8 protein-coding genes are annotated in these 13,121 nt (G+C 50.5%); 4 read left to right on the top strand and 4 right to left on the bottom strand.

Annotation, left to right across the window (positions count from 1 at the left end; genetic code table 11):
- Positions 1-501 precede the first annotated feature (501 nt).
- Positions 502-3,354, bottom strand: coding sequence for a DEAD/DEAH box helicase (locus tag SYK_RS13425; RefSeq protein WP_431194135.1), 2,853 nt, complete (start codon positions 3,352-3,354; stop codon positions 502-504).
- A gap of 149 nt (positions 3,355-3,503) precedes the next feature.
- Between SYK_RS13425 and SYK_RS13420 the strand changes: the two genes are divergently transcribed.
- Complete coding sequence (locus tag SYK_RS13420; RefSeq protein ID WP_281760782.1) at positions 3,504-4,109, top strand: HD-GYP domain-containing protein; 606 nt, start codon at positions 3,504-3,506, stop codon at positions 4,107-4,109.
- Positions 4,110-4,211: 102 nt separating this feature from the next.
- Complete coding sequence (locus SYK_RS13415; protein WP_281760781.1) at positions 4,212-5,603, top strand: response regulator; 1,392 nt, start codon at positions 4,212-4,214, stop codon at positions 5,601-5,603.
- 10 nt (positions 5,604-5,613) lie between these two features.
- Here SYK_RS13415 and SYK_RS13410 read toward each other — a convergent pair whose 3' ends face one another.
- From SYK_RS13410 to SYK_RS13400, 3 genes are all read right to left on the bottom strand, one after another.
- Complete coding sequence (locus SYK_RS13410) at positions 5,614-6,777, bottom strand: ATP-grasp domain-containing protein (protein WP_281760780.1); 1,164 nt, start codon at positions 6,775-6,777, stop codon at positions 5,614-5,616.
- Positions 6,778-8,157 (bottom strand): sigma-54-dependent transcriptional regulator, encoded by a 1,380-nt coding sequence (locus tag SYK_RS13405; RefSeq protein WP_281760779.1) that lies wholly within the window; start codon positions 8,155-8,157, stop codon positions 6,778-6,780. It lies immediately after the preceding gene.
- Between the two features lie 85 nt (positions 8,158-8,242).
- Positions 8,243-11,506, bottom strand: coding sequence for an autotransporter family protein (locus SYK_RS13400; RefSeq protein WP_281760778.1), 3,264 nt, complete (start codon positions 11,504-11,506; stop codon positions 8,243-8,245).
- A gap of 286 nt (positions 11,507-11,792) precedes the next feature.
- Here SYK_RS13400 and SYK_RS13395 point away from each other — a divergent pair, with 286 nt between their 5' ends.
- Both SYK_RS13395 and SYK_RS13390 read left to right on the top strand, forming a co-directional pair.
- Entirely contained in the window at positions 11,793-12,365 is a 573-nt protein-coding gene (locus SYK_RS13395; RefSeq protein ID WP_281760777.1) for a 5-formyltetrahydrofolate cyclo-ligase, read from the top strand.
- Entirely contained in the window at positions 12,353-13,120 is a 768-nt protein-coding gene (locus tag SYK_RS13390; protein ID WP_281763276.1) for a purine nucleoside phosphorylase YfiH/LACC1 family protein, read from the top strand. Before SYK_RS13395 ends, SYK_RS13390 begins: the two co-directional genes overlap by 13 nt.
- The last annotated feature ends 1 nt before the right edge of the window (position 13,121 follow it).

The raw sequence follows: 13,121 nt of genomic DNA, 5'->3' as shown, positions 1-13,121 counted from the left end.
ATGCAAACGTTATTATTGTAAAGCTTTCGTCGTTGTAAATTTGTTATCGGTGCAGATACCCACTTATGATTAAGGCTCTTCGACAACCATAAAGGGCCTTGAGGTGTTCAACACCCCAACACCGCTCTCCCTTCGAAGAAGGTTTCTTCCTTCCTATCAGACGAAGACCGGACCCGGCCCTTGATCTGCGGCATAGAAGCTAACCAATCGAAGGAGAAAGCGCTTATACTTTTAATCGAGTGGAGCCGACTCGATTGGATCAGATTCTTGCTGCTGATCATTGGGCGGCCAAACTCGTGAGCCGAGTTTTTTGGGCTCTTTTTGGGGCGGCTCAGCCAAAAAGATCCGCCGCCCACGCAGGGCATGGAAAGCCTTGGGTGCTTCAGCACCCAACAATAACTCTCGCCAAAGGCGCATCTTCAAAAAAAAAGGCCGCATAAAAACGGCCATCTTTATTTCTTCATCTTCAACGGAATTTCAACCCCGGTGCTTCAAACAAACTTACCAATCAATTGGCAATTTTACTTTCTGCCCCGCCTTATTCGTAAAAAACACATGCCCATGCTCTCGCCCAAACAAATAGACATCACGTGTCACCGCCACATCCTGCTGGCAATATTCAGTAATAAGATCAAGCCGCCCTTCCTGCCACCACTTAAGCGCCTGCAACCCATCGGCAGACTTGCCAACATCCAAGGTGGCCGATGCAATATTATCAAGCTTGAGGCGATACCCAAGCCGGTTATGCACTTCCATGAGCAAATCAAGATTGGGCAATCCTCTGAAATGAAACGGATTCAACCCGCCAAGCACGGCATAATCAAACTTCACATGGTTAAAACCGATAACAAGATCAAATTGTTGCAGATGTTCGACCAACTCGGGCATCTCATCCTGCTCATAATCATGCATGGCATCATCATCCGAATCATACACGCAAGCAATGGACACGCCCATACGGTCGGCACGTCCCCACCCACCCACTTCGTCGGCGGAATAGCGGGTTTCAATGTCAATCACACCATACCGCTTGGGCGCGGGCTTCTTCATGTCGATTCCTGGCAGAAGATTCACGTCTATCTCCTTTGGTTCGATTGATTTCGGATCGCCGGAGCGAATTGCTTCCAGCACAAACTGTGCGGCCCGTTTATCAATGGGCCGGTTGCCTGATCCACACTTGGGCGAATGCACACAAGACGGACACCCCAGGTCGCACGGACAGTCAACAATGGTCTTGAGCGTTGTCTCGATCAACTCATCGGCACGCTCGAAAGCCTGTCGGGTCAACCCTGCCCCACCGGGCATACCATCATAAATAAAAACCGCCGGACCTTCCACCTGCGGATGCATGGGCGTGGAGATACCACCAAGATCATTGCGATCGGTCATAACCAACAACGGTAACATACCGATAGCCGCATGTTCAAAGGCATGAATACCCCCCATGAAATGCAGGAACTCCTCCTCGCACCGACGACGGATGTCATGGCCCACCTCAAACCAAATGGCCTCGGTCTCGAACACTAACGGGGGTAAATCAAGCGGCATGATACCGAGCAACTTGCCACCACGTACGGAACGCTTTTCATAGCCGGTGATCTGCTCCGTAACCTTGACCCGCCCGAAGTAGACACGAGTTCCAAAACTTGCTTTCTGGCCAAGGACTTCCAAAATTTCGGTATCCTTGCTCCCGCGTGGCTTGGTGTAGTAGCCCACGCGCTCCTTGCGAGCATGGACAGCACCCGCCCCCACATTGAGATCAGAAATGACATAGGTCTGGCCGCGATGCAGATAAACGGCACCGGGATGTGTTTCCCGAAAAGCCCGATGTGCGTCAATGGTTCCGATAACAGGCGCTTTTTCCCGAACCGACGAATTGTCCTCAATATGAAGTTGTTGACCTGCTCCACGCAAATCAACGTCTCGATGTGGCCGCTTGCGGCTGGAAACAACTTCTGCCGGATGACCTGACGTATCAGGCTGCACCTCGTACAATTGACCAAAACTGATCAACTCTTCCACGCGCTTGCTGACAGGCTCCTCACGGAGAAAAACCTCCCCTCTCCGCAAGGTCAACTCGGCTGCAGCGCAGATAAGATGCCGATCCATGATCACCGGATTGTGCGGATTGAGCATGGCTGACTCTGGAGGTCGGCTAAAAAAATCATCCGGGTTGCGCATGAAGTATTGATCGAGGGCGTCTTCCTGCGCGATAAGCGCCACCACGGAATCCTGCTGACTCCGGCCCACGCGTCCACCGCGCTGCAACGTCGCCATGATAGAGCCGGGGTAGCCGACCATAATACAAACATCTAGTCCACCGATATCAATACCAAGCTCAAGGGCCGAGGTGGAAATGACAGCCAGCAAGTCGCCATCTGCCATTTTCGTTTCGATTTCGCGCCGCTCTTCAGGTAAAAAACCGGCCCGGTATGCAGAAATTTTCTCTTTAAACTGCCCGCTACGTTCTGTCGCCCACATGGAAATCAACTCGGTCATCTTACGCGACTGGCAATAGACAATGGTCCGCAAATCACGAGCCAATGCGGCCTGCAACAACTGAATGGCGGCCTGTGACGGGCTGCCGTCAGGATTAAGAAATACCATATGCCGCCCGCCACGCGCAGCTCCGGACTCAAGGATGGGATGCACTTCAAGATCAGTGAGCATATGACAAAGTTCAGCCGGATTGCCGATTGTGGCCGAACAAAACACGAAAGTCGGGGTGGCACCATAATACCGGCAAAGCCGAAGCAGTCGCCGGAAAACCATAGCCATATGCCCGCCCATGACACCTCGATAAGTGTGAACCTCATCCACAACTATATGCGTCAAACCTGACAAGAATTCGGCCCAACTCGCGTGATACGGCAACATGGACAAATGGACCATTTCCGGGTTGGACATAATGACATTGGGCGGTGAATTACGGATCTTCTTACGAAAATGAGGCGTGGTGTCGCCGTCATAAATGGCGGCCGTAGGCCGATTATCCTCGGGCAACAAAGCAGCCAGTTCGTTGAATCCCTTGAGCTGGTCCTGCGCCAACGCCTTGAGCGGGAAAAGATACAAGGCCTTGGCTTCGGGGTCAGCCATGCACCGTTCCATGACCGGAAGATTATAGGTCAACGTCTTGCCGCTGGCCGTAGGGGTGGCGACCACAATGTGACGACCGGCCCGGACATAGTCCACGGCCTCGGCCTGATGCGCGTACAGATGGTCCACACCAAGCAAAGAAAGAGCATTTTGCAGGGCCGCAGGCCACGGACGGCGCGGTTCGCCCAAACGGGCTTCAACGCCGCCCACCATTCGATGATGAGCTATCTGATGGGCCATGCGCTCGGAGTTGAGCATGGCCGCGACATATTCTGCGACAGGAGTTTCCACAGGTCGGATGGTAGTACGTGCGGCATCCCGAAGCAAGCCGTGAAATATACTTGCCATGGACGTATTACGGACGCATATTGTATGAAAGAAGTAGAGTTTTACATATGGAGCAGCCCATGACCCAACAGCTTGAAAAAAACGATGTTCTAACGACTCTCATCAGTCTGGCTCAGGCCGCTGAAGCCCGAAACACCTTGACCAGGGGCCATTCCGAACGCGTGGCGCAGGTGGCACACGGCATTGGACTAGAGCTTGACCTCCCGACCAAGAAACTTGAACGACTGCTGCTCATGGGTAGACTGCACAACATCGGCACGGCAGGGGTCCGTGACACCGTTTTGCTCAAAACAGATAAACTCACTGACTCGGAATACGCCCATGTCAAAAATCATACGATTCTGGGAGCACAGATGCTCGCCCCCATTAAGGAACTCGAAGATGTCGCTGAAGTCTGCCTAACGCACCATGAACGATGGAATGGTTCCGGCTATCCTCACGGCCTGCGAGGTGAAGAAATCCCATTTGCCGCCCGACTCATCAGCACGGCTGACGTCTATGTCGCCATCATTTCCGAGCGACCCCACCGTGATTCCATGCCTGAACCTGTAGCAGCAGATATCCTCAACGAAGAAAAAGGCACATTGCTGTGCCCTCTCTGTGTGGATGCATTCCAAAAATGGTTTGATAAGACCGGGAGCCGGATAGAAATCAAAGATGAATAAGAGAGAATAAATGCTGCCACGTTTATAATTGAATACGCCCACAAGGCGTAGGTATACAATGAACGGCAGCTCTATTTTCCACTCTGAACCGGAAAGGTGGCTATGACTGAATCCCTCAAGATTCTTATTGCCGATGACTCCACATCCGCGCTTTACGCGCTGAAAAAGAACCTTGCTCCCACTGATGCCATCCTCACCACGGCTATGGATGGCTTTGAAGCTCGGGAAATAATGGAAAAGCATTCTTTTGATTTGGTCATAACCGATGTCGATATGCCCAGACTCGATGGTTTGGAATTCTGCAAATGGATCAAAGAAAATCCAAAAACAAATACCACCCCGGTCATCATCCTCAGTTCCCGAGAGTCAGATCAAGACATTGACAACGGATTCAGGGTCGGTGCCGACGGCTACGTCCCCAAAAGCTCCGCTGCAAAAGAACTTATCCCACGCATAGAACAAATTCTGGATAGAACGGCCATGACTCAAGACAGGGTTCTGCTCGTCGTTGACGATTCAGAGGCTATACGAACATTTCTTCATAACGGCCTCTCCATCGCAGGATTTAAGGTCCTGCTTGCCCGAGACGGAAATGAAGCCATGACTTTACTCGACGGAATCTCTCCAGATTTAATTTTGTCTGACCTGATGATGCCAAACATGGATGGGCGGCAACTATGCCGACAGATCAAAACTCGCGAAAACCTCAAGGATATCCCGATGGTCATTATGTCGTCCATGCAAGATAAGGCGGTTATGCATCGCATGATTCATGACGGAGCCGCTTCTTACATTACGAAACCATTCGGCATAAACAATCTCATCCAGATTATTGAAAAGATTCTCTCAGAACAGTTCCGTATCATGCTGGTGGAAAGGGACAGACTAAAAGCTGAACGGCGGATGACCTTGGGATCGATAGCCAGCCTGGTCAAGGCTCTGGAAGCTCGCGACCACTACACAAGCGGTCATTCAGAATCAGTGACACACATTGCCATGCAAATAGCCAAACGGCTAAATTTCAATGATGACCAAATGACAAGGCTCCACATAGCAGGCAACCTTCACGACTTGGGCAAAATAGGGATCAGGGACAACGTACTCCTCAAACCCGACAAACTGTCCACGGAGGAATTCGAACACATCAAGAGTCACACCACAGTGGTGGTCGACATTCTTGATCCGCTGCCCGGAATGGAAGATGTTCTAGTGGCCGCATCATCCCATCATGAACGATGGGACGGGACAGGATACCCTCACGGTCTCAAGGGAAAAAATATTCCTCTGCTCGGAAGAATCATCGCCGTCGCTGACGTTTTCGACGCCATGACCAGTGATCGCGTCTACCGCAAAGGGATGCCAAAAAAAAAGATTCGAGACATCATTCTTGAAGGACGAGACAAACAATTTTGCCCAGAATGTGTCGACGCCTTTATGGATTGGTATGAACAATCCGATGGAATCATCAGCCCCCCAGGCGATTGGGACAACTAGACAAACTTCACTATTCCATTTCGACAAACCGACTGAAATCAACTGCGAGAGCAGACTTCAATACTTTGAGGTCCGCCTCATTCGTACGAGCAAATGCAAAAGCGAACACAGGGTAAGATAAATAATCAATCTTTCGCAATTCCAGCAATTTGCTAAACAGCGAACAGAATCCTTCATAGTCGATGGACTTGACGTTTTCTCGATCAGTCCCCGGCACAAAATCACCGATGACCATGACCGTTGCCACATCCTCCTGCCCTTCTAAAATGGCATCCCAGTCCGGGCGCAGACCTTCGAAATAGCACTCATACGGATTGAATCCCCAAGCGTAATGGGTGATATCGGCCACGCACCATCCTGCGAATCGAAGCGGATTCGCCTCAATGGGAACAATTTCACCGTCAGTGGTCACACGCACTTCGATATGCGTAGCGAATTTATTAAATTCACAGGCTCTTCCGACCTCAGATACATACTCCGAGAATGGCAGCAGCCACGTTTTCATGATGTTGGTCGAGGTGTAGTAAAGGCGATCAGAAATATCATCCTCGGAAATGAAATGGTGATGCATGATGTTGGTAATCACAGCCTCGCCATCGTCGTCATAGTAGACATCAATGGCGTACTCTTCGCCATCAATACCCTGCTCCACAATAAACTCGCCCGAATTGACCACTTCCTCCGGGTATTCGGCATTCATGATCTCGCGTTCACCGTGGATGGCGGCGACCACCTCGGCCCATTCGTTGTGGTCATTCACAACATGCACACCCAGACTGAAAAATCCACGCGCAGGTTTAACCACAAACGGACATGACATGGGCGAAATGTCCAACCCGTCAAGATCATCAAATGCCACACGCATGAAATGATAGTCAGGATGCATGTCGGCCACGGTCTCACGAAAAAGCGCCTTGTCCTTACAAATATCTATCTGCCGCGCCAAATCCGGTTGACACCCACAACGGATGACGTATTCGAGGGCATTTTCCGAGTTGGCCAAGACCTTCTCACCGGCCCCGAGACGGGCAGAAAAATCGACCGTATCAATAAAATCAAACCCCGCGTCACCAGCAAGAGCACGGGCTTCGGGGGTATCCAAGACCGACTGGCCGAGTTCCCTGACTGTTTTTTTCAGAAACTCGGAAACATAGGGAGCGTCGAGAAGAAACATTTATTTTGCTTTGCCGGACAGGCTGTATTTCTTAAGTTTATATTGAAGATTAGACTTGGACAGACCGAGCATATCAGCGGCCTTGACCTGCACAAACTCGGTTTTGACCAAAGCACGCTTCACGAGCGCACCTTCGATTTTATCCATGGTATCAGCCAAGTTCAGCTTGGTAGGCAACAAATCAACAGCGGACTTGAACTGCGCTTCCTCATCCTTGATCTCAGGCGGCAAATCTTCTGCATGAATAACATCCGTACGAGACAGGACTGTACATCGCTCCACCACATTTTCAAGCTGACGGACGTTACCAGGCCATTCGTAAGCACTCAGATAATCCATGGCACCGGAAGAAAAGCCACTGATCTCGACCTCATTTTCCTTGGTATATTTTTCAAGAAAATGAGCAGCCAGCAGAGGGATGTCCTCGCGTCGTTCACGCAGAGGAGGCATGAAGACGGAAACCACGTTGAGTCGATAAAACAGATCCTCACGGAATTCGCCCTTGGCAACAGCCTCCTGCAAATTCTTGTTGGTGGCGGCCACGATGCGAATATCCACATCAAAAGTCTCGGCACCACCCACGCGCTCAATCTGGTGTTCCTGCAACACTCGAAGCAGTTTGACCTGCAATTCCGGTGTCAATTCACCGATTTCATCAAGAAAAAGCGTGCCCTTGTTGGCTTGTTCGAACCGGCCCTTACGCAGAGCGGTAGCGCCGGTGAAGGATCCTTTTTCATGACCAAAAAGTTCGGATTCCAGCACGCCAGGATTAAGAGCCATGCAATTGACCGTAATAAACGGAGCTTCCCGACGCGGTGAAGAAGTATGAATGGAGCGGGCGATGAGTTCCTTACCCGTGCCGGATTCGCCAAGAATAAGCACCGTGGATCTAGAGGGAGCGGCCCGATCGACCATGTCCATAACCTGCTGCATGCCCTTGCCGCGCGCAATAATGTTATCCTTGGAATAGCGGTCACGGATTTCCCGTTTCAGCCGAATGTTCTCCTGCTGTGTGGCCGCGAACTGTTCGGCCTTGGAAATGGAAAGCAACAGTTCTTCGTTGGCAAAGGGTTTGGTGATATAATCGAATGCACCAATTCGCATGGCTTCCACCGCGGCTTCGATCGACCCGAAAGCGGTCATGATCAGCACCGGAATATGCGGATAGTTCTTTTTACAATGTTCCAGCACATCCTGTCCTGTCAGGCCGGGCATTTTCATGTCGGTCAGGACAATGTCTACCTCGGAGTCTTCAAGGTAGGCCAACCCCATTTCCGGGTCTGACAAAGTGGTCACGTTGAACCCTTCGTCCTCCAGAATAGTCTCAAGGATGAGCAGATAGTTTTTTTCGTCGTCTAGAACCAGTATATTCGCAGCCATCGGTACTCCGCTCGATCAGTTTCGTTGATATCGCCGTACACAATACAACAAGACGGTCCGAAACCCAAGCGGGGATGTCATGCGTTTAAAAGACGTACAATGCTTCAATTTGGAAGCTGTGAGACTCTGCATACTCTTCGACTTCTCCCTGATACCGCAGGGCCATGGCAAGACCGTCATTGTGAATAAATTGGGCTCCTGCACCAAAACGCAAAGAATCGTCAGCAGCCGAAGAAATTCGCTGAGACAAGGCAACATCCGGCGCTCCTGAGGTAAACACTGTCAGGTCGTCATCCTGTGAAAACCACTCGTGCATCCACATGGCGGATAATTCGGGGATAATTTGACCGAAATCAGTCACCCATGCCCGATCAACTTTAAAACCAAGTCCACTTTCAAGAAAATTACTGTCAACGTCCTCAACCGTCAGATTGGCAGCTCCTGCACCTGTTTCGGTATATTTACCTTGATGCAACCGAGTGTATTCCAATGAAGCTATTGGCGTCAGACCATACTCGCTCAGCATATACTTGTAACCACCTGCGACCTTGGCCGAGAATGAATACCCATCAGGATCAGCGTCAGCAGTACGACCCAAGAAAGGAATTTTCCTTTCAATGTCGAACTTGTTGTAGGAACCAGAGACAATCGTATCCACATACCAATTATCCTCGAACCACGAAGAATAAAATCCAAGAGTGTAACTGTCAGCCTCTGATTCGCTTTCACCTGCATCTTTATATTCTGCATTGGTCTTGGAATACCCACCGCTGATACCGGCGAGGAACCCGTCATTCAACACTCTGTCATACCCGCCCGATAAAATCAGGCTGCCATAGTCATACCCGACACGGTTGCCATGGGTCTCCATATTTGCAGTGCGCCCGATGGCACGCATATGGACACCATTATTCCAGTAGTCAGATGTCCTCTGCATGACGCCAGCCAAATCACCTATAGATGCCACCATAGGCCAAGAATCAGGATCGTCTACGTCAGCCTGTTCGCTTTGTTGTGCTAACAAAATTTGATGAGTACGCAAATCGGCCATACGGGACTGGATGGACAGAGAAGAAAATCGTGTCATATCCAACGTCTGAGATGACAGATCCATTGAGAATACGCCTGTCAACTGGTCAAGATTGCTGTTGAAATCTTCCACAGAAGTCGAACAGTCAAGCGCGGCCATAACTGCTGCCATATCACCGGTCGCCGTCGTAACAAGTGGGTCAAGCGATGCGGCTATCTGCCGATGCGCTCCCGTTGCCACGCTATCATACGATTTTTTGGTCAAGGTGAGATCGTCACCAGCGACAGCGACTTCCAGCATGGGAGAAGAGTAGACGCCTGTTCCCGTCAGACCTCCACTGGTCAAACCGGTAAATATGGTTCCACTGGCCACCGTTGTATCGAGCAAAAATTCCACTTCAGCATCGTTGTTCACGGCAGCGGAAGTCTCAACTGTCGCGGTCGCAGTCTGACCAACACGGACTTGCAGTTTGCCCGCCTGAATATCCAGATTTGTCGCGGCAATTTCACCGGTTGTCCACGTCCCGCTCCCGGACTTGGTCATGGTGTCGCCACCATTCACGGAGCCATTCAGATAACCGCCACCAACCAGATTCAAGATGTTGGTGCCACCAGCAAGTTCAATTTTGCCGTTAATATCTGCGCCGTCCCCAAGCGTAACGACATCATCACTTGCTCCAAGAGACCAGCCACCGGCACCATCCCGTGAACCGTCTGCGATAGCATATGCTTTCCCGGCACCACTCGTATCAAGGGCACTCACTGCACCTGTCACATTCAGTTTAAGCCCCTGACCGGAAGAAACACCAACAGCGATCCCTTTGGCCCTGGCTAACACTTGACCGGAAATATCCACGGCTCCGCCAGTCCCATCTTCAATTTTCGAAAGAGCTCTTACGGCATAGGCCTCGTCCCCTCCGGAAGAAACAGCCGAGACAGTACCAGAAATACCATCGGAGATAAAAATATTACCGTTTGACTCCAACCCTAAAACAATATTGCCTCCACCCTCGGCCGAAACAATTCCAGACAAGCCGCCATTGATCGCTATGTTATTCCCGCCAAATAATGCAGTCGCATAGTCCCCTGAAGCACGCGCTCCAACGAGGCCCGAAAGCCCTCCGTTGATAGTCAGCGAATCCCCAGCAAAAAGACCAATCGCTGACATGTCATTTTCTGCCGTGGCAAGAACGGAACCAGAAAGACCACCATTGATAGTCAGTGAATCCCCAGCCATAATTCCTTTCGCACCCTGCCACCTATTGGCCGTTGCGGAAATGACACCGGAAAGACCGCCATTAATTGTCGTGGAATTTCGCGACTTGAAGCCAAAAACATTACACTTTCCCTCAGCAGTCACCAAACCGGAAAGGCCTCCATTCAAAACTATATCACTTGCTGAATATACACCAATAGCATCCATAGAGTCACTCAGTGCCACTATTGACCCCGACATCTCACCGTGAATCGCAACATGACGTCCCACCGCCGCCACTGCGCTATTTCCCCCTGACACATAAACTGAACCGGAAAAATCATCGTGCAGAACGAGGCCGTTCTCCACCATAAGTCCATAAACATCCCCTGATTGACTTCCACCAATGATGGAGCCTGAGAATTCCCCGAAAACATCCAATGCATTTGCATACAGGACTTCAGCATTAACTCCGCCACTTAAGGCTAAAAGAGAGCCGGAAAAAGCATTGTTAAGCACCAAGTTGTTGGCTCTCAAAGCGGATGCAACGAACATCCCCTTGGCGGTAATCGAACCAGAAACATCTCCATTGATTGTTGTATCTCTCAAGACTAAACCGTTAGCGATGCTTCCTGTTGAATAAATATCCCCTGTAATACCACCTTCAATAGTGAGAGCACCAGCGGCTCTCATCGCATAGGCTTTTGCCGTGGAATCAACCCAAATCGTTCCTGACAAAAAATCAGTCAACGTAACGGCGGCTACATTTCGAAACCCTACGGCGTCAGCAGCAGAGGTCTGGTTAAATGTGATATTTTCTCTATTCACAAATGTTACGGATTTATCCACCGACATGGTGGAATCGAAAAGGAGAGTACCCGATAGCCCTGTTTTGAAAGTGATGGTATCGCCGTCAACGGCAGCACCCAACGCCTCTCGCAAGGAACCGGCACCAGTGTCATCCAAATTGGTAACCGCGATATTGGCCGACCACGCTGCAGTCGGAGCAGCAACGAAAAAAACAAAGACAGCAATGGATAGAAGGGATGCCCACTTCCAAGGAAAGGGGAAAAATGAAAGGGAAGTGACACTATCAGCAGCAGGGAAAACAACGGGGTAGTGCATCGTCAGACATCCTTAATCTATATTTAGAATAGTGTGCACTACCTTCTATTTATTAAAAATGTCAAAAAAATTGCGTTAAAGAATATAATAATTTCATAAACATACTGCGCAGGTATAGATTTGAGGTTCAAAAAGACACTCCCGGCAGCTATACCCTACGTTAAAATAACATCGAGTATCACAATCAAATATTCACAAAATCTCATGCACGCTCACTCGATGATTCTACCTAAAGCGAACTCTGGATTGTCCTGAGCGTGCATGATAGACATTCTTTATGATGGACATGGACAAACAGACGTTGCGTACGACGCTTCTTAAGCAACGCGACAACCTCACCCCGAAACAGGTATGCAATGCCAGCCGAAAGGTTATGGAATTCATTCGTACCCTACCGCGATGGAAGGACGCCACCGAAGCACTCATATACTGGCCCATCAGAGGGGAAATAGATCTGCGTCCATTGGTCACCGAACTGTGGCAGCGCGACTGTCGAGTGCTCCTGCCACGATGTCATCCCGGCGCAAACGGCAAAATGGATTTGGCCTGCGCAACGTGTGAGGGAGACCTCACACCAGGTCCATTCTCCATTATGGAACCGGACACGGAGAAATGTCCGCCTAAACAGGATTTCTGCCCGGACATAGCCCTCATTCCCGGTGTTGGATTCGACCGCGCCGGCAATCGACTCGGCTTTGGCGGCGGCTACTATGACCGACTTTTAACCACTACAAACATGCAAAACACTCTGACCGTGGGCATTGGCTACGATTTTCAATTCGTGGAAGCTCTCCCCACCGAACCATGGGACAAACCCATGCACGCGGTCTGCACGGACAAGGAATTATGGCGGCCATAGCGTTCTTCCCCTATCAGTTCATCGACATTCCCAATGTTGCCTGCGCCTTCACCTCTCGCCGGGGCGGAATCTCCGAACCACCCCACGATTCGACGAATCTCTCCTTTGACGTCAACGACGACGAACAGGCCGTGCAAACCAATCGACGCGCTATTTTTGACCGTCTGAAATTGAACGGCTGGTGCGAGCTGAACCAAATTCACGGCGATATAATTCATTGTGACCCGGAACCAACACAGCCCGAAATCCACGCGACTCTCGACGGAGATGGCTTGACCACGGCCACTCCCGGTATTGGACTGGTCATCAAGACCGCAGACTGTCAGCCCATACTGTTGGCCCACCGTTCCGGCAAATATATAGCGGGGCTCCACGCTGGCTGGCGCGGTAACAAGATCAATTTCCCCGGCTCTGGAGTCCGTCGTTTCTGTGAACAATATGCTCTCAAACCCGAAGACGTCTTCGCAGTACGCGGTCCATCCCTTGGCCCTGACGCCGCCGAATTCATCAACTTCGACAAGGACTTTGGCCCAAATTTCAAAAGCTATTTCAATCCGACCACCAACACCGTAGATCTATGGCAGATCACCCGCGACCAGCTCATGGACGCAGGACTGCCTGAAAATCAGATCTTCGGCATGAATCTCTGCACCATGGGCTTGGACGATACCTTTTTCTCATACCGCAAAGCCTGCAAGACCCCGAACCGAGATACCGGCCGGCAAGCGGGTATTATCTGGATACGTGGAGAATAAA

The organism is Pseudodesulfovibrio nedwellii (assembly GCF_027923765.1).
Taxonomy (GTDB): Bacteria; Desulfobacterota; Desulfovibrionia; order Desulfovibrionales; family Desulfovibrionaceae; genus Pseudodesulfovibrio; species Pseudodesulfovibrio nedwellii.
The sequence above is the reverse complement of the archived record's forward strand: the minus strand, read 5'-3'. Positions and strand labels throughout refer to the sequence as shown.